Source organism: Chromobacterium fluminis (assembly GCF_011602385.1).
In the GTDB taxonomy this organism is placed as follows: Bacteria; Pseudomonadota; Gammaproteobacteria; order Burkholderiales; family Chromobacteriaceae; genus Chromobacterium; species Chromobacterium fluminis.
Map to the genome: position 1 here is coordinate 50,338 of NZ_JAAOMA010000005.1, position 16,842 is coordinate 67,179.

14 protein-coding genes are annotated in these 16,842 nt (G+C 63.7%); 6 read left to right on the forward strand and 8 right to left on the reverse strand.

Features of this window, described 5'->3' with window-relative positions:
- Nucleotides 1-9: 9 nt before the first annotated feature.
- Together HA052_RS05365 and HA052_RS05370 are read right to left on the reverse strand one after the other, a co-directional pair.
- Nucleotides 10-843, reverse strand: coding sequence for an AraC family transcriptional regulator (locus tag HA052_RS05365; protein WP_166451124.1), 834 nt, complete (start codon nucleotides 841-843; stop codon nucleotides 10-12).
- 21 nt (nucleotides 844-864) lie between these two features.
- Nucleotides 865-1,509: a MarC family NAAT transporter gene (locus HA052_RS05370; RefSeq protein ID WP_166451125.1), complete on the reverse strand. Its 645-nt coding sequence runs from the start codon at nucleotides 1,507-1,509 to the stop codon at nucleotides 865-867.
- A 188-nt stretch (nucleotides 1,510-1,697) separates the two neighbouring features.
- On the opposite strand from HA052_RS05370, the gene HA052_RS05375 reads away from it, so the two are divergent.
- From HA052_RS05375 to dinB, 3 genes are all read left to right on the forward strand, one after another.
- Complete coding sequence (locus HA052_RS05375; RefSeq protein ID WP_206118773.1) at nucleotides 1,698-2,171, forward strand: copper chaperone PCu(A)C; 474 nt, start codon at nucleotides 1,698-1,700, stop codon at nucleotides 2,169-2,171.
- Between the two features lie 320 nt (nucleotides 2,172-2,491).
- Nucleotides 2,492-2,797: an Rdx family protein gene (locus tag HA052_RS05380; RefSeq protein WP_107801578.1), complete on the forward strand. Its 306-nt coding sequence runs from the start codon at nucleotides 2,492-2,494 to the stop codon at nucleotides 2,795-2,797.
- A 13-nt stretch (nucleotides 2,798-2,810) separates the two neighbouring features.
- Nucleotides 2,811-3,968, forward strand: coding sequence for a DNA polymerase IV (gene dinB, locus HA052_RS05385; protein ID WP_166451127.1), 1,158 nt, complete (start codon nucleotides 2,811-2,813; stop codon nucleotides 3,966-3,968).
- 22 nt (nucleotides 3,969-3,990) lie between these two features.
- Here the strand turns inward: dinB and HA052_RS05390 are convergent, their stop codons facing one another.
- From HA052_RS05390 to HA052_RS05415, 6 genes are all read right to left on the reverse strand, one after another.
- Nucleotides 3,991-6,726 (reverse strand): M16 family metallopeptidase, encoded by a 2,736-nt coding sequence (locus tag HA052_RS05390; RefSeq protein WP_166451128.1) that lies wholly within the window; start codon nucleotides 6,724-6,726, stop codon nucleotides 3,991-3,993.
- Between the two features lie 318 nt (nucleotides 6,727-7,044).
- Nucleotides 7,045-8,139, reverse strand: coding sequence for a rod shape-determining protein RodA (gene rodA / locus HA052_RS05395; RefSeq protein ID WP_166451129.1), 1,095 nt, complete (start codon nucleotides 8,137-8,139; stop codon nucleotides 7,045-7,047).
- The gene (gene mrdA, locus HA052_RS05400; protein ID WP_166451130.1) at nucleotides 8,120-10,060 is read right to left on the reverse strand and encodes a penicillin-binding protein 2; all 1,941 of its coding nucleotides are present in this window, start codon (nucleotides 10,058-10,060) and stop codon (nucleotides 8,120-8,122) included. The genes rodA and mrdA overlap by 20 nt, the downstream gene beginning before the upstream one ends.
- 15 nt (nucleotides 10,061-10,075) lie before the next feature.
- Complete coding sequence (gene mreD / locus HA052_RS05405; protein ID WP_166451131.1) at nucleotides 10,076-10,579, reverse strand: rod shape-determining protein MreD; 504 nt, start codon at nucleotides 10,577-10,579, stop codon at nucleotides 10,076-10,078.
- A gap of 6 nt (nucleotides 10,580-10,585) precedes the next feature.
- Nucleotides 10,586-11,491: a rod shape-determining protein MreC gene (mreC, locus tag HA052_RS05410; RefSeq protein ID WP_081547021.1), complete on the reverse strand. Its 906-nt coding sequence runs from the start codon at nucleotides 11,489-11,491 to the stop codon at nucleotides 10,586-10,588.
- A 139-nt stretch (nucleotides 11,492-11,630) separates the two neighbouring features.
- A complete protein-coding gene (locus HA052_RS05415) occupies nucleotides 11,631-12,674 on the reverse strand; it encodes a rod shape-determining protein (protein ID WP_043592385.1) in 1,044 nt (347 codons plus the stop codon).
- Nucleotides 12,675-13,040: 366 nt separating this feature from the next.
- On the opposite strand from HA052_RS05415, the gene gatC reads away from it, so the two are divergent.
- From gatC to gatB, 3 genes are all read left to right on the forward strand, one after another.
- A complete protein-coding gene (gatC, locus tag HA052_RS05420) occupies nucleotides 13,041-13,328 on the forward strand; it encodes an Asp-tRNA(Asn)/Glu-tRNA(Gln) amidotransferase subunit GatC (RefSeq protein WP_043592439.1) in 288 nt (95 codons plus the stop codon).
- A gap of 112 nt (nucleotides 13,329-13,440) precedes the next feature.
- Nucleotides 13,441-14,892 (forward strand): Asp-tRNA(Asn)/Glu-tRNA(Gln) amidotransferase subunit GatA, encoded by a 1,452-nt coding sequence (gene gatA, locus HA052_RS05425; protein ID WP_166451132.1) that lies wholly within the window; start codon nucleotides 13,441-13,443, stop codon nucleotides 14,890-14,892.
- Between the two features lie 168 nt (nucleotides 14,893-15,060).
- The gene (gene gatB, locus HA052_RS05430; RefSeq protein ID WP_166451133.1) at nucleotides 15,061-16,488 is read left to right on the forward strand and encodes an Asp-tRNA(Asn)/Glu-tRNA(Gln) amidotransferase subunit GatB; all 1,428 of its coding nucleotides are present in this window, start codon (nucleotides 15,061-15,063) and stop codon (nucleotides 16,486-16,488) included.
- Nucleotides 16,489-16,842: the final 354 nt, after the last annotated feature.

Genomic DNA, 16,842 nt, shown 5'->3' on the forward strand with positions numbered 1-16,842 from the left:
AACAGATGCTCAGCGGCGCAGGCCCAGCGCGCGTTGATAGGCCGCCGGCGCCAGGCCCACGGTGTGGCGGAAGACGCGGGTCAGGTGGGCTTGGTCGGCGAAGCCCAGGCTGAGCGCCACCGCGCCGGGCGTTTGTCCCTGCGCCAGTAATTGGCGCGCGCGATTGACGCGCAGCTGATTGCGCCAAGCCACCGGCGGCAGGCCGAAGTGCTGGCGAAACTGGCGGCACAGTTGCCAGGGCGAGAGCTGGGCCGCTTCCGCCAGCGTCTGCAGCGACAGATTGTCGCTGACGGCGTCGGCCAGCATCTGCCGCGCCAGCTCCACCGCGCGCGGAGCGGCTGCCTGTGTCTGGCCGCGCACTTGCATATGGCGTTGCAGCACCGCGCCGAACATCCGCTGCAAGGCCGATTCGCGCAGCAGCCGGTCCTGGCTATCGCGCAGCAGGCGGTGCAACTGGTCCAGGCCGGCGGCCAGCGTCGCGTCCAGCACCACGGTGTCGCGAAAGTAAGGCCGGGCGTGGGCGTCGCCGCTGATGTCGGCGGCCAGCCTTTGGAGGAAGTCCGCGGACGGATAGAAGCCGCGATAGGCCCAGCCGCGCGCGTCGGCGGTTTCGCCGGTATGCACTTCGCCGGGATTGATCAGCACCAGCGCGCCGACGCCGGCGCGGTGGGTGCCGCCGCGGTGGCGGTAAGACTGGGCGCCCAAGGTTAGCGCATTGACTACGTATTCTTCATGAAAATGCGGCGGAAACACGCGCTGGGCGTAGCTGGCGTCCAGGCATTCCAAAGCGCCGATGTCGTCGGCGCGGAAGAAGTCGGAACGGTCGGACGCCTGAGGGGACATGGCTGGGCGTCGCGGCCGGCCTCAGGAACCGGCCATGAAGGTGCGGATGCCGGAACCGACGAACTGAACGCCGATGCAGATCAGCAAAAAGCCCATCAGCCGCGTCATCACCTCTCGGCCGCCGCGGCCCAGGCGTTGGGCGATCAGCTGCGAGGATTTCAGCGTCAGCCACATGCCGAAGCAAGTGCCGCCGATGGCGGCGAAGGTCATCGCGAAGGCCAGCGCCTTGGCCGGCAGCGTGGTCAGTTCGGCGATCTCGGTGGAAATGCCGATGACCACGGCAATGGTGCCGGGCCCGCTGATGCCGGGCATGGCCAGCGGGAAGAAGGCGTAGTCCTCGCGCTCGCCGGTCTTGGGCGCGTTGCCCGGATCCTGGGACAGGAACAGCATGCGGTAGCCGAGCACGGCGACGACGAAGCCGCCGGAAATGCGCAGCGCGCCGTAGGAAATGCCGAAAGCGGACATGATCACGTTGCCGGCCAGCAGGCTGACCACCATGATGGCGGCCGCGAACACGCAGGCGCGGCGCGCCTGGTTGTCGCGCGCGGCATCGTTCATTTCGCGGGTCAGGGTGATGAACAGCGGAATCTTGGATAGCGGGTTAGTGATGGTGATCAGGCTGAGCAGCCCGCCGAACAGGAATTGGAGCGACAACGTCTTGAGCATGGCACTACGCTGATGAAGCGAACATTACAATGGATGGACGCAGTCTGCCTGAGGCCGCGGGCCGGTGACAAGGGAAATTCTGCGAGGAGCCGCGCGGCGCGCGCGCGGCATGACATTGGCTGTGGCATTATGCCGCACAGCTGCTTTGGGCGGCTGTGCTAGAGTGCGGAAAACCCAAGGAGTTGATTATGCAAAAGACATTGAGCGCCCTGCTGGGGCTGTGCCTGTTGAGTGCTGGCGCGATGGCGCACGAATTCAAGTTGGGCGATATGAAGATCGGCCATCCGTGGAGCCGGGCGATGCCGGAAAGCAGCCCGACCGGCGGCGTTTATTTGTCGTTGAACAATCGAGGCAAGACCGCCGACAAGCTGTTGTCGGCCAGCACGCCGCGCGCGGCCAAGGCCGAGTTGCACACCCATCTCAACGACAATGGGGTGATGCGCATGCGAGAAGTGGCCGGCGGCGTGGCCGTGGCCGCGGGCCAGGAAGTCAAGTTCGCGCCCGGCAGCTATCACGTGATGCTGATGGGCTTGAAGCAGCCGCTGCGCGTGGGCGACCGTTTCCCGCTGACCTTGCGTTTCGAGAAGGCCGGCAGCGTGACCGTTGAGGTGGTGGTGGAAGACGGCGTGGCCGCCGCCGCGCCGGCCGAGCACGCGCATTGAACGGCAAGGCGCGATGCTACCGGTAACGTTGCGCCGAAGTTACATCGTGCAGTGCAGCAATCGGCGCGGGCTGGAGTAAATGCTTTACCCCGCGCCGGGGACTGGGCAGACTTGGCCTCGGGAATGTGTTGAGAACAAGACGTCATTGCCACTGCCGGCGCCCTGAACAAGGTCAAAACGCCAAGTCTGCACAAAGAGAGAAACGATGGAGGAGCGAGCGCTTGCGCCCGCACACAACAAAATCCAGGGACGCCGGCAGTTCCTTTCCCCTTCCATGATGTATGCTGTCAGCCATCTTGTTGCCGGCCGCCTTTTCCCGCATGACACCCTCTATCCCCCCCGCCAAATCTCCGCGCCTGAGCATTGAATATTGCACTGGCTGCCGCTGGCTGCTGCGCGCCGCCTGGATGGCGCAGGAACTGCTGACCACCTTCGAGAAGGAATTGGCTGAAGTGGCCTTGCAGCCCGGCAGCGGCGGCGTGTTCCGTGTCGAACTGGACGGCGAGCTGCTGTGGGACCGCAAGGCCGACGGCGGTTTCCCCGACATCAAGCTGCTGAAGCAGCGGGTGCGAGACCGGGTGGCGCCGCAGCGTTCGCTGGGTCATAGCGACGGCGCCGTTTCCTGATTCGGCTATCGCCATGAGCGAGCCGCAGCGCAAAATCATCCACGTCGATTGCGATTGTTTCTACGCCGCGATCGAGATGCGCGACGATCCCGCCTTGCGTCCCTTGCCGCTGGCTGTGGGCGGCCGGCCGGAAAGCCGCGGCGTCATCGCCACCTGCAATTACATCGCGCGACGCTACGGCGTGCGCTCGGCGATGTCGTCGGCGCGCGCGCTGCGCTTGTGTCCCGATTTGTTGATCCTGCCGCCGGACATGGCGCGCTATCGCGAGGCCAGCCAGAAGATCATGCGCATCTACGAGCGCTACACGCCCTTGATCGAGCCCTTGTCGCTGGACGAAGCCTATCTGGATGTGACGGGCCAGCCGCATGAGCAGGGCAGCGCCACGCGGATGGCGGAGGCGATCCGCCGCCAGATTCGCGAGGAGGTGGGCATCACCGCCTCGGCCGGCATCGCGCCCAATAAATTCCTGGCCAAGGTGGCCAGCGACTGGAATAAGCCGGACGGGCAATTCCTGATCCGGCCTCAAGATGTGGCAGGTTTCGTCGCCGCCTTGCCGGTGGAGAAGATACACGGCGTGGGCCGGGTCACCGCGCAGCGGCTGAACGAGCTGGGCATTCGGCGCTGCGGCGATATGCTGGCCTGGGAGCTGGCCGATCTGCTGCGTCACTTCGGCCGTTTCGGCGAGCGTCTCCACGAGCTGGCGCGCGGCGTGGATCCGCGGTCGGTGTCCACCGACCGCAGCCGCAAATCGATCAGCGTCGAGGAGACCTACGCGGTGGACCTGCCCGACGTCGTCGCCTGTCTGTCCAAGCTGCCGGAACTGATAGACCGCTTGAGCGCGCGCATCGCGCGCAGCGGCAACCCTGCGTTCAAGGGCTTGTCGGTCAAGCTCAAGTTCGACGATTTCAACCAGACCACGGTGGAACACGTCGGCGGACAACTGTCGTCGGCGCGTTTCGGGGAACTGCTGCGAGTGGGATTCGAGCGTGGACGGCGGCCGGTGCGTCTGGTCGGCGTCGGCGTCAAGCTGGCGGATGAGCACGACCTGCCGCGTCAGTTGCGCCTGTTCGGGCGGGACGGCCGCCCCTTGCCTGACCTGCCGGCGGCGGACGCCGCCGCGGGCGAGGCGGCGCCGCCAGCGAGAGACGCCGACCCGCCCCCGAACTGCTGAGGCTGGTCGGCGCAAGGCCGCATCAGGGCTTTTTGAAGTCGCCGGCGTAGACCTGGAACAATTGGGCCGGGTCTATGTGTTTGCGCAGCGCGGCGTTGACCTGATCCGTCGTCAGCGCGGCGATGGCGGCGTCCACCTTGGCGTTGAAGTCCATGCCGCGGCCGATCTGCAACTGGCCGTCCAGAGCGCCGCTCAGCGCGCCGTCCTGGGCGCGGGCGATTTCCCTTTCCTGTTGCAGCGCCTTCTTGGCGTCGGCCAGTTCGGTGGCGTTGACGCCGTCGCGGATGAAGCGCGCCAATTCCTCGGTCACCCCCTGTTTCAGCTTGTCCAGATTCTGCGGCGCGTAAATGGCCACCAGGCTCAGGCTGGCCACCGGCTCGAAGCTGCCGGCCTTGAACTGGCTGCCGGCGTAGTAGCTGATGCCGTCCTTCTGGCGCAGGCGGTCCAGCAGCCGCGATTTGACGCCGCCGCCCAGAATCTTGTTGGCGACCAGCATTGCCGGGTAGTCGGCGTCGCTGTCCCGCATCGCCAGCGGCGCGGTGGCCAGGTAGAAGGCGTTGGCCTTGTCCTTGGCCTGCAGTTGTTGTTGGCCCGGCTTGGCCGGCGGCAGCAGGCTGGGCGCGCGGCTGTACGTCACGGGGCTGTTCCAGCCGCCGAACAGCTTTTGCAGCTGGCTTTGCGCGGCTTTGGCGTCGAAGTCGCCGACCAGGGCGAAGCGGGCGTGGTTGGCGCCGTAGAACTGGCGGTGGAAGCGCTTGAGATCGTCCAGCTTGGCGGTTTTCAATTCGGCGGCGGCCTCGTCCAGCGTCGGACGATAGCGCAGATCGCCCTTGCGATAGAGGTTGAGCGCCTGGCCCACGGCCTGAGTGGCCATGGCCTGCGGCTCGTTGCGTTGGGCATCGATGGCGGTCAGCTCCTCCTTGCGCAGCAGTTCGAACTCCTGTTCCGGGAAGCTGGGCTGTTTTAGCAGGCCGGCGATCAGGTCCAACAAGGCCTGCAGATGTGTGCGGGTGGTTTCAAAGTCCACGCTGACTTCTTGCCCGGAGCCGGAGATGCTGAGCTTGGCTTTCAATTGGTCCAGGCGATTGCTGATTTCGGCGCGGCTGAGTTTGCCGCTGCCGCGTTCCAGCATGTCGGCGGCGAGGCCGGGAACGGCGCCGCGGCCGAACAGGCTTTTCTCGTCGCCGAAGGCGAGGCTGAAGCTGCCGTTGACGGTTTCGCCGCGGGTCTTCTTGGACAGCAGTGCCAGTTTGGCGCCGTTGGCGAGCGTGGTTTTCACGGTACGGGCGTCGATGTTGGCCGGGCTGGGGTCGAAGGCTTCGCCCTGGCTGATCGCGGCGCGGCCCTTGTAGCCGTCCACCAGTTTGGCCACGTCCGGCGTGGCCGGGATTACGCTGCGGTCCGGTTTGGAGGTGGGCACGAACTGGCCGTAAGTGCGGTTGGACGGTTTGAAGTAGTTCTCGGCGGCCCGCTCCACGTCTTTGGCGCTCAGCGCCTCGATGCGGTCGCGGGTCAGGAAGAATAGCCGCCAATCTCCCTTGGCGATGGCCTCGGACATTTCCACCGCCAGTTGCTGCGGGTCGTTAAGGGTCTTGTCGATATCGTTGAGCAGGCTGGCCTTGGCGCGCTTGAGTTCGGCTTCGGTCACCGGTTTGTTCTTGAAGCCTTCGATGGCGGCGAGCATGGCCTGGCGCGTGTCGGCCAGTTTCTGGCCCTTGTTCAGCTCAGCCCAAAAAATGATGTAGCCGGGCTCGGCCAGCGCGAACGGCCAGGCCTCGACGCCGACGGCTTTCTTGCCGCCCACCAGTGCCTGATACAGCCGGCCGTTGGGGGTGCTGGCCAGGATGTCGGCCAAGACGAGGAGGGCCGCCGCGTCGGGGTGGCTGCCGGCGGAGATCGGATACAGCACGGCAGCCAGTTGGGTGTCGCCGACACGTTCCACCGTCAGCTCGCGCGCGCCGTCGCGCTGCGGTTCCTCGGTCCAGGTCGGCGCCAGCTGGCGCTGCGGCTTGGCGATCTTGCCGAATGTCTGCCGGACGACGTCCAGCGTCGCCGCCGGGTCGAACTTGCCGCTGATCATCAGCACCGCGTTGTCCGGCTGATAGTACTTGCGGTAGAAGGCTTGCAGATTGTCGATGCGGACTTTTTCCACGTCCGAGCGCGCGCCTATGGTGTTGTGGCCGTAGTTGTGCCAGTCGTAGCTGACCGCGGTCATCTGCTTCCACAGCACGCGGCGGGGATTGTTCTCCCCCATTTCCATTTCATTGCGCACCACTGAGAATTCGGTGTCCAGATCGCTTCTGGCGATCTTGCTGTTGACCATGCGGTCTGCTTCCATCTCCAGCGCCCAGCGCAGGTTGTCGTCGTTGGCCGGGAAGGTTTCGTAGTAGTTGGTGCGATCCAGGAAGGTGGTGCCGTTGAACTGCATGCCGCGCTTGCCCAGTTCCTGCATCAGGTTGCCGCTGGTGGGCGTGCCCTTGAACAGCATGTGCTCCAGCAAGTGGGCCATGCCGGTTTCGCCGTAACTTTCGTGGCGGCTGCCCACCAGATACGTGATGTTGACGGTGGTGGTGGGCTTGGAGGCGTCCGGGGCCAGCAGGACCCGCAGGCCGTTCGGCAACCGGTATTCGGTGATGCCTTCCACGCTGGTGTAGGCTTGCAGCTGGCTTTGGCTGGCGGCGACGGGTTCGGCGGCGATGGCCGGCAGGGTGTGGCCCAGGGATAGGGCGAGCAGCAGGCTCAGGGTCTTGATGCGCATGCGGTGGCGTTTCCTCTGGCATGAATGCGGGACGGCGGCGCGTGGAGCCGCCGGAATTCTATAGGCTTGCGATTTTGCCTGTATTCGTCAAGTCGGAAACCTTCCGGGCATGACGTAAGTCTGGGGCAAACAGGGGTAGGCCGGCGCGGCGGGCAATTGGTTCCCGCCATGGAACTTAGCGCCTGTTTACGATCTCGCGAGCAAGAGCGAGACAAGGCGGAAATGACCGAAGAAGCGGAATGTACATACGGTACATGAGCATTCTGAGGTCATTTCCAACGCCGTATCGCCGAAGCGCAGCAGATCGTAAACAGGCTCTCAGCGTTTCAGATTGCTGATGCTCATCAGCATGCCCATGCCGACGAACAGGGTGACGGTGGCGGTGCCGCCGTAGGACATGAAGGGCAGCGGCACGCCCACTACCGGCAGGATGCCGGACACCATGCCCATGTTGACGAAGGCGTAGACGAAGAAGGACAGGGTGATGGAACCGGCCATCAGCCGGCCGTACAGCGTTTGCGCGCTGGCGGTGATCATCATCGCGCGGCTGAGCACCAGCAGGTAGAGCGTCAGCAGCAGCACATTGCCGGCCAGGCCGAATTCCTCTGAATACACGGCGAAGATGAAGTCCGTGGTCCGCTCCGGAATGTAATCAAGGTGGGTCTGGGTGCCGTTGAGCCAGCCTTTGCCCCAAGGGCCGCCGGAGCCGATGGCGATCATGGACTGAATGATGTGGTAGCCGTCGCCCAAGGGATCGGTAGTGGGGTCTATCATGGTCAGCACCCTGCGGCGCTGGTAGTCGTGCAGCAGGTTCCAAACGATGGGCAGGCTGGCGGCGCCCAGGCCGATGCCGGTGAAAATCACTTTCCATGGCAGGCCGGCGAAGAACAGCACGAATAGGCCGGCGGCGGCGATCAGTAGGGTGGTGCCCAGATCCGGCTGCTTCAGCACCAGCGCGCTGGGCACGGCCATCAGCAGGGCGGCCACGAGGTAGTGCCACCAGCGCATCGACAGTTCGTATTTCTGAAAGAACCAGGCCAGCATCATCGGCAGCGCGATCTTCATGATTTCGGACGGCTGGATGCGGGTGATGCCCAGTTCCAGCCAGCGGGTGGAGCCGTTGACGGTGATGCCCTTGAAGTGGACGGCCAGCAGCAGCAGCACACCCAGTCCGTAGATGGGCGGCGCGAAGTTCATGATGCTTTGTGGCCGCATGCGGGCGATGATCCACATGATGACCAGCGACAGGCTGGTGTAGATGAGCTTGTTGTCTATCTTGTCGAAGGACTGGTTGTTGGCAGAGTACAGCAACACCATGCTGACCACGAAGATCATGCCCAGAAACAGCATCAGCCAGCCGTCCAGCGGCTCTTTGATCTGTTCCCAGACGCGTTTAATTAGAGAGGTCTGCATTGTCGTTGGCGGTGTCGGTGGGCATGGTCTTCAGCGTGCCTTCGATGTCTTTCGGCACTTTGCCCAGCAAGTAGTAATCGAACAGCGAGCGCACGATGGGCGCGGCGGCGGCGGCGCCGAAGCCGGCGTTTTCCACGATCACCGCCACGGCGATGCGCGGCTTGTCCACCGGGGCGAAAGCGATGAACCAACTGTGGTCGCGGTATTGCTCGGCCAGAGCTGAGGCGTTGTACTTGGCACCCTGCTTGATCTGTACGACTTGGGCGGTGCCGGTCTTGCCTGCCATTGAGTACTGCAGGCCCACGCCCAGCCGCGCGCCGGTGCCGCGCGTCATCACGCCCTCCATGCCGCGTTTCACGTATTCGAAGTTCTCCGGCTTGAACGGGACCTGGCGGGTGGGCATCGGTTCAATGATGCGCGCTTTGCCGCTGCGGGTATCCACCACTTGCTGCACCAGGTGCGGTTTGAACACTTGGCCGTCGTTGGCCATGATGGCGGTGGCGTTGGCCATTTGCAGCGGGGTGTAAGCGTTGAAGCCCTGTCCGATGCCGATGCTGACCACGTCGGCCGGATACCAGCGGCGGAACTCTTCCTTGTAGCGGGCGAAACGGCGCGCTTTCCATTCCTTGGACGGCAGCACGCCGATGGATTCGCCGTCCAGGTCGATGCCGCTCTTGCTGCCCAGGCCGAACTGCGCCAGCGCCGGGTGGATCTTGTCTATGCCCATGTCCCAGGCCAGCTTGTAGAAGAAGGTGTCGCTGGAGACTTCGATCGCGCGTTGCAGATTGACCATGCCGTTGCCGGCCTTCTTGCTGTCGCGGAACTGGTGGCTGGAGCCGGGCAGGGTGAAGTAGCCGGGCGCGGGGCGGATATCGCGCATGCCGATGGCGTGGTTTTCCAATGCGGCCATCGCCATGAAGGGCTTGAAGGTGGAGCCGGGCGGGTAGGTGCCGCGCAGCGCGCGGTTGACCATCGGCTTCTGCCAGTCGTTGTTCAGATTGGTCCAGGTCTGGGTGTCGATGCCGTCGATGAACAGATTGGGATCGAAGCCCGGCTTGGACAGGAAGGCGAGCACGCCGCCGGTGGACGGTTCTATCGCGACCAACGCGCCGCGGCGGCTGCCGAAGAGCTTGTCCGCCATTTCCTGCAGCCGGATGTCCAGCGCCAGCTTCAAGGTATTGCCGTTGACCGGCGGCGTGCGCCGCAGCGAGCGCACCGCGCGGCCGCCGGAATCGGTTTCCACTTCCTCGAAGCCGACCTTGCCGTGTAGATCGTCCTCGTACACCGCTTCCAGACCCGTCTTGCCAATGTAATTGGAGCCTTTGTAATTGGCGGTTTTTTCTTCCTCTTCCAGCCTTTCCTTGTCGCGCTGGTTGATGCGGCCGATATAACCGAGCACATGGCTGGTCATTTCTTTGAACGGATAGTCGCGGAACAGCCGCGCCTTGACTTCCACGCCTGGGAAGCGCCAGGCCTGGGCGGCGACGCGAGCGGCTTCTTCTTCGCTGAGCTTGGTTTTCAGTGGGATGGATTCGAAGTTCTTGCTTTCAATCAGCAGGCGTTTGAACTGGCGCTCGTCGCGCGGGGTGATCTCCACCAGCTTGCGCAGCTCGGCCTCGGTGGCGGCCAGGTCGGCGATTTTGCTGGGCGTCAGTTCCAGCGTATAGGCGGAGTAATTTTGCGCCAGCACCACGCCGTTGCGGTCCAGGATCAGGCCGCGGTTGGGCAGGATGGGCACCAGCGAGATGCGGTTGTTCTGCGCCAGCGTGGAAAAGTGTTCGTGTTGCAGCACTTGCAGCCAGATGAAGCGAGTGAGCAGCACCAGAAACATCAGCACGATCAACGCGTAAGCGACGATCAAGCGCAGCTGAAACTGGCTGTCTTCGGCCTGCGGATTCTTGAAACGGGTGGGTTGAGGCATGGACGGTCCGCGGCGCTAGACCGCGTTGTGGCGGTAGGGCATCAGCATCAGCTTGGTCAGCAGCGGCCATAGCAGGGCGCCGATCAAGGGCGGCAGGAAGTAGCCCCAGCCGACGAAGGCGGAGCCGGTGAGCATGCGCACTACCACCATGATGATCTGGTTAGTCAGCAACAGGCCCAGCACCACCAGTGTTTGCTGGCCCAGGTTGAACATCACCACCTGGCGCTGGCGCGCCAGCGCCAGGTAAGCGGTGATCGAATAGGCTAGCGCGTGCTGGCCGAACAGGCCGGTGGTGGAAATGTCGGCCACCAGGCCCAGCATGAATGCAGTGCCGATATTGACCCGGCGCGGCTGGTTGATCACCCAGTACAGGATCAGCATGCCGATGAAGTCCGGCAGCCAGCGCGTGCTGCCGTGAGGCAGCGGAATCAGTTCGATCAGGACGGCGAAGATGAAGGTGAACAGGATGAAGCGGCGCTTCACCGGTTTGAGCAGTTCCTTGGGGCGCTCGAACGTCATCGGGGCTTACTCCTCGGCGGCGGCTTTCTTGCCGCCCCTGCTCTTTTTGACGATGGGGGCCGGCTCTGGCGGACGCGGCGGCGCCTGCTTCTCGCCCAGCACCAGCATATAGCGGGTTTGCTGCACGCCGGCCAGGGGCGAGGTGGCGATGCGGGCGAAGGTGGCGCCCTGATTTCGCTCCACCCGGGTCACGCGGGCCACTGGGATGCCGGCGGGATAAACGCCGTCCACGCCGGAGGTGACGATATGGTCGCCGTCCTTGATGTCGGCGCTTTGCGGCAGATAGCGGATTTCCACGCCGCCGCCGTAGCCGTACAGGATGGCGCGCTGGCCGGTGCGAGCCACCATTACCGGCACCATCTGGTTCTTGTCTATGACCAGGGTGACTTCCGCGGTTAGCGGCTGCACCCGGGTGACTTGGCCCAGGAGGCCGCTGGCATCCACGACCGGCTGGCCGGCCTTCAGGTTGGCGTCGCTGCCTTTGTCGATGATGATTTTGTAGGAAAACGGATCGCGGCCGGTATACAGCGTTTCGGCCATCTGCGCTTGCTGGTGGTAGCTGGACTTGATGCCGTTGAGCTTGCGCACTTCGTCCAGCTCGCGTTGCAGGGTTTGCAGTCGCGACAGTTGCGCCGACATTTCCAGCTGGCGCACGCGCAAAGCAGTGTTTTCCTGTTTGAGTTCGGTTTGGGAGCTGAGAAAGTCGCTGACGTGGCGCATCGCCTGCGCGGGCATGTTCACCGCGCGCTGCACCGGGTACAGCGCCAGCGAGGTGGCTTCGCGCGCCTGTTCCATTAGGCCGAAATAGCTGTCGCCGACCAGGAGCGCCACCGAGGCGGCCACGGCCATGGCCAAGCGCGCGCCGGGCGGCGGCCCGGAGCGGAAAAAGCTGGGGGTGTTGGCAAAGTCCATCGGCTCAGACCTCGCCCCTTGACGCGGGGCGCTGTGCTTCAAAAACGGGCGCGCTTGCCGCGCGCCCGCCATCATCGCTTGCATTACGAGCGGCCGCCGCCGCCGGAGCCGGGCTCAGGCGGGCGTCGGCCGTTCCGGTTTAGGGGACGTTGGTGAAAATGGTGCCAATCTTGTCCATTTTCTCCAGCGCCTTGCCGGAACCGCGCACCACGCAGGTCAGCGGTTCTTCGGCCACGAACACCGGCAGGCCGGTTTCTTCGGCCAGCAGGCGGTCGATGTCTTTCAGCAGCGCGCCGCCGCCGGTCAGCACCATGCCCTTGTCGGCGATGTCGGCGCCCAGTTCCGGCGGAGTTTGTTCCAGAGCGATCTTCACCGCGGACACGATCTGATTCAACGGCTCGGTCAGCGCTTCCAGGATTTCGTTGGACGACACGGTGAAGGCGCGCGGAATGCCTTCGGCCAGGTTGCGGCCCTTGACTTCCATTTCGCGCACTTCGGCGCCCGGGAAGGCGGAGCCGATGGTCTTCTTGATTTCCTCGGCGGTGGTTTCGCCGATCAGCATGCCGTAGTTGCGGCGGATGTAGTTGATGATGGCTTCGTCGAATTTGTCGCCGCCCACGCGGACGGAGTTGGAGTACACCACGCCGCCCAGCGAGATCACGCCGACCTCGGTAGTGCCGCCGCCGATGTCCACCACCATGGAGCCGGTGGGTTCCTCAACCGGCAGGCCGGCGCCGATGGCGGCCGCCATCGGTTCTTCGATCAGTTCCACGCGGCGCGCGCCGGCGGCCAGCGCCGAGTCGCGGATTGCCTTGCGCTCCACCTGGGTGGAGCCGCAGGGCACGCAGATCACGATGCGCGGGCTGGCGGCGAAGAAGCGGTTGGGGTTCACCTTCTTGATGAACTGCTTGAGCATCTGTTCGGTGACGGTGAAGTCGGCGATCACGCCGTCCTTCATCGGGCGGATAGCCTGGATGCTGCCCGGGGTGCGGCCCAGCATGCGCTTGGCTTCCAGGCCCACGGCCAGAATGGATTTCTTGTTGGTGGGCGCGTCGCTGTGAATGGCGACGACCGAGGGCTCGTCCAGCACGATGCCTTTGGCGCGCATGTAGATGAGGGTGTTGGCTGTGCCAAGGTCAATGGCGAGGTCGTTGGAGAAGTATCCGGTCAGCGAACGAAACATTGGGCGATCCTGGTCAGTTTTCGTCATGTGGCGGACGCGACGGCGCGTCCGCGTTTAATCTGTTGTTTGTTGTCTACTCGTACGACCCGAGTCTACCCGCCGCGTGGCAAAACGACGCTTGGCGCCCACTGGGCGACGCCGGCTAAGCGGCCTCGCCCGGCTGGCCTTGCGCATCATTTTCCGACGCTGTGTCGGGTTGATGAGGCCTGCACGATCCGGCCCCGGCGCGGCGGCTTGCCGCCTGTCGGCAGCGCGGTGAAAGCGCTGCCGAAATAACGCCGTGGCGTGATGTCGATCTTGGGAGAATCAAGCGGGCTATGATACCCTATAACGCTTGAAATATTAAAGGTTTTGAACGAGGACACCATGTCGCTGACGCATCAGGATGTCGCACGAATTGCCAAGCTTGCCCGCATCAATGTCAATGAAGCGGAAATTGCCGCGACAAGCAAGCAACTCAATAATATTTTTGGCCTGATCGAACAGATGCAAGCGGTGAATACCGACGGCATCGAGCCGATGGCCCATCCGCAGGATGTCTCTTTGCGTTTGCGCGAAGATATCGTTACCGAAACCAATCAGCGCGAAGCTTTCCAGGCCGTGGCCCCGCAAGTGGAAAAGGGCTTGTTCCTGGTTCCCAAGGTCATCGAGTGATGCTCTGATTGCCTGCGCCGGTTTAGGTTCCCGCCCGCGCGGGAGGCCGGCGCCGGTCGCTGTCTGAAAGGACGGCGGCGCCATTCCCGGATAGCTAAAGATTCCATTTGAAATGACACAGTCTACTTTAAAGCAACTGTCGCGGCAGCTGGCGGCCAAGGAAGTCTCCAGCCTTGAGCTGGCCACCCAATATCTGGACCGCATCGAGGCGCTGAACCCGGCGCTCAACGCGCTGGTCACCGTCGACCGCGCCAAGACCCTGGCCGAAGCCGCGGCCGCCGACGCGCGCATCGCCGCCGGCAACGCCCATGCGCTCACCGGCGTGCCCATCATCCACAAAGATCTGTTCTGCCAGCAGGGCTGGAAAACCAGCTGCGGCTCCAAGATGCTGGACAACTTCGTGTCGCCGTACAGCGCTCATGTGGTTGAGCAATGCGAGGCTGCCGGCATGGTGACGCTGGGTCGCGCCAATATGGACGAGTTCGCGATGGGGTCGTCCAACGAGAACTCCTTCTACGGCGCCGTGAAAAATCCCTGGGACCAGAAAGCGGTGCCGGGCGGCAGCTCCGGCGGTTCCGCCGCCGCCGTGGCCGCGCGGCTGACGCCGGTGGCCACCGCCACCGACACTGGCGGCTCCATTCGCCAACCGGCCTCCCATTGCGGCGTCACTGGCATCAAGCCGACTTACGGCGTGGTGTCGCGTTACGGCATGGTGGCCTACGCCTCCTCGCTGGATCAGGGCGGCCCGATCGCTCAGACCGCCGAGGACTGCGCGTTGATGCTGAATGTGATGGCCGGCTTCGACCAACGCGACTCCACCAGCCTGGAACGCGCTCGCGAAGACTACGCCCGTGATCTGAATCAGCCGCTGACCGGCCTCAAGGTGGGCTTGCCGCGTGAATACTTCGCCGCCGGCCTGAGCGCCGACGTGGCGCGCGCCGTGGACGAGGCGGTGGCGGTGTTGAAGAAGCAGGGCGCGCAGGTGGTGGACATCAGCCTGCCCAATACCGAGTTGTCCATCCCGGCCTACTACGTGATCGCGCCGGCCGAAGCTTCCACCAATCTGTCGCGCTACGACGGGGTGCGCTACGGCCATCGCGCCGCCGAGTACAAGGACCTGGTGGATATGTATGAGAAGACCCGCGCCGAAGGCTTCGGCAGCGAGGTCAAGCGCCGCATCCTAGTGGGCAGCTATGTGCTGTCGCACGGCTATTACGACGCCTATTATCTGAAAGCCCAGAAAATCCGCCGTCTGATCGCGAATGACTTCAAAGCCGCTTTCGAGCAGTGCGACGTGATCCTGGGGCCGGTGGCGCCGACCGCGGCCTTCGACATCGGCGCGATGAACGACGACCCGGTGCAGATGTATCTGTCCGACATCTACACGTTGTCGGTGAACCTGGCCGGCTTGCCGGGCATGAGCGTGCCGGCCGGCTTTAGCGCGAATGGCCGCCCGATCGGCTTGCAGATCATCGGCAACTACTTCGGCGAAGCCAAGATGCTGAACGTCGCGCATCAGTTCCAACTTGCGACTGATTGGCACAGCCGCGCGCCGGCGCTGTAAAGCCAGCCGCTGCGCGACGCGAATACGGCGTTGGGCGCGCTTGCCGTACTGAATGTACTGTCTGCGCGCGCTTGACTTGTCTTCGGCGCCGCTCGCAGGCAGGCTAAGTTTACGTTTACGAGGGCGGCGTTTCAGCTCCGCCCTGGCATGAAAAAGGATTTTCCGACCATGAAATGGGAAGTCGTCATCGGTATCGAGGTGCATGTGCAGCTCAATACCGTCTCCAAGATTTTCTCCGGCGCCAGCACCGCCTTCGGCGCCGAGCCGAACACCCAGGCCTCCGCGGTGGAGCTGGCCTTTCCCGGCGTGTTGCCGGTATTGAACAAGGCGGCGGTGGACAAGGCGATTCGTCTGGGCTTGGCGCTGGACGCCAAGATCAATCAGAAGAACGTGTTCGCACGCAAGAACTACTTCTATCCGGATCTCCCCAAGGGCTACCAGATCAGCCAGATGGACCTGCCCATCGTCGAGGGGGGCAAGCTGAAAATCCTGGTGGGCGAGCAGGAGAAGGTCATCGGCGTGACCCGCGCCCATATGGAAGAAGACGCCGGCAAGAGCCTGCACGAAGACTTCCACGGCCTGTCCGGCATCGACCTCAACCGCGCCGGCACGCCGTTGTTGGAAGTGGTGTCCGAGCCGGACATGCGCTCGGTGGACGAGGCGCTGGCCTATGTAAAAGCCTTGTACGCGCTGGTGACCTGGCTGGGCATCTGCGACGGCAATATGCAGGAAGGCAGCTTCCGCATGGACGTCAACGTGTCGGTGCGTCCGGAAGGCCAGCAAGCCTTCGGCACCCGCCGCGAGATCAAGAACCTCAACTCCTTCCGCTTCCTGGAGCAGGCCGCCAAGTACGAGATCCAGTGGCAGATCGACACCCTGGAAGACGGCGGCAAGGTGCAGCAGGCCACCGTGCTGTTCGACCCGGACACCGGCGAGACGCGGATGATGCGCAGCAAGGAAGACGCGCACGATTACCGCTACTTTCCGGATCCGGATCTGCTGCCGGTGCGCATCACCGACGAGCAGATCGCCCGCATCCGCGGCGAAATGCCGGAGCTGCCGGCGGCGATGCAAGTCCGTTTGGCCGAGGCCTACGGCGTGTCCGCCTACGACGCGGCGCTGCTGACGTCCAGCCTGGCCCAGGCTCAGTACTTCGAAGCCGCGGCCAAGGCTTCCGGCCAGGGCAAGCTGGCCGCCAACTGGATCAACGGCGAGATCGCCGCGCGGCTGAACCGCGACGGCAAGGAGATCGCCGATTGCCCGATCTCGGCCGAGCGTCTGTCCGGTCTGATCGCGCGCATCGCCGACAACACCCTGTCCAGCAAGCTGGCCAAGCAGGTGTTCGACGCCTTGTGGGACAACGAGCTTTCCGCCGACGACATCATCGAGCGCGACGGCCTGAAGCAGGTGTCCGACGTCGGCGCCATCGAGAAGATGGTGGAAGAAGCGATTGCCGCCAATCCCAAGGCGGTGGAAGAATTCCGCGCGGGCAAGGAAAAGGCGCTCAACGCCTTGGCCGGCCAGGTGATGAAAGCCTCCAAAGGCAAGGCGAATCCGGCCCAGGTGCAGGATATTCTGCGTCAAAAGCTGGCCTAATCCGACGGAACTCCAGGGCGGCGGCGCCGATAGTGGCGCCGCCGCCCTGTTTTTGTGTTGCGGCGCGGCAAGTGGTCTTGCATTGGACTGTCCTTGGAAATATTCCCAGGCCGGAGTTGTGGTGTTTCGAGAATAGTTCGAGTGTTAACAGCTCACTTTGACTGATGTTTTTAAGCCTCTGATTTGACAAGGAATCCGCTTTTTGCGCTGTCCGCTAAGTCATTGTCTCAAAAGGTGAATTAGAACTTCTCGATGTTGACCGTGGGGAAGTTCTTTCTTATAGTGGCGGAAAGTGGGGCGAAGTGGGTGAAAGTGGGGCATTTGCCCCAGGGGGCGACGGCCCCTTAGGTTTAT

Coding starts and splice junctions, on each gene's coding strand:
- rodA (WP_166451129.1), bottom strand. CDS start 8,139: ATGCAGACCTCTCTAATTAAACGCGTCTGGGAACAGATCAAAGAGCCG.
- HA052_RS05370 (WP_166451125.1), bottom strand. CDS start 1,509: ATGCTCAAGACGTTGTCGCTCCAATTCCTGTTCGGCGGGCTGCTCAGC.
- mreD (WP_166451131.1), bottom strand. CDS start 10,579: ATGACGTTCGAGCGCCCCAAGGAACTGCTCAAACCGGTGAAGCGCCGC.
- HA052_RS05365 (WP_166451124.1), bottom strand. CDS start 843: ATGTCCCCTCAGGCGTCCGACCGTTCCGACTTCTTCCGCGCCGACGAC.
- gatC (WP_043592439.1), top strand. CDS start 13,041: ATGTCGCTGACGCATCAGGATGTCGCACGAATTGCCAAGCTTGCCCGC.
- HA052_RS05415 (WP_043592385.1), bottom strand. CDS start 12,674: ATGTTTCGTTCGCTGACCGGATACTTCTCCAACGACCTCGCCATTGAC.
- mrdA (WP_166451130.1), bottom strand. CDS start 10,060: ATGCCTCAACCCACCCGTTTCAAGAATCCGCAGGCCGAAGACAGCCAG.
- HA052_RS05380 (WP_107801578.1), top strand. CDS start 2,492: ATGACACCCTCTATCCCCCCCGCCAAATCTCCGCGCCTGAGCATTGAA.
- gatB (WP_166451133.1), top strand. CDS start 15,061: ATGAAATGGGAAGTCGTCATCGGTATCGAGGTGCATGTGCAGCTCAAT.
- HA052_RS05390 (WP_166451128.1), bottom strand. CDS start 6,726: ATGCGCATCAAGACCCTGAGCCTGCTGCTCGCCCTATCCCTGGGCCAC.
- dinB (WP_166451127.1), top strand. CDS start 2,811: ATGAGCGAGCCGCAGCGCAAAATCATCCACGTCGATTGCGATTGTTTC.
- HA052_RS05375 (WP_206118773.1), top strand. CDS start 1,698: ATGCAAAAGACATTGAGCGCCCTGCTGGGGCTGTGCCTGTTGAGTGCT.
- mreC (WP_081547021.1), bottom strand. CDS start 11,491: ATGGACTTTGCCAACACCCCCAGCTTTTTCCGCTCCGGGCCGCCGCCC.
- gatA (WP_166451132.1), top strand. CDS start 13,441: ATGACACAGTCTACTTTAAAGCAACTGTCGCGGCAGCTGGCGGCCAAG.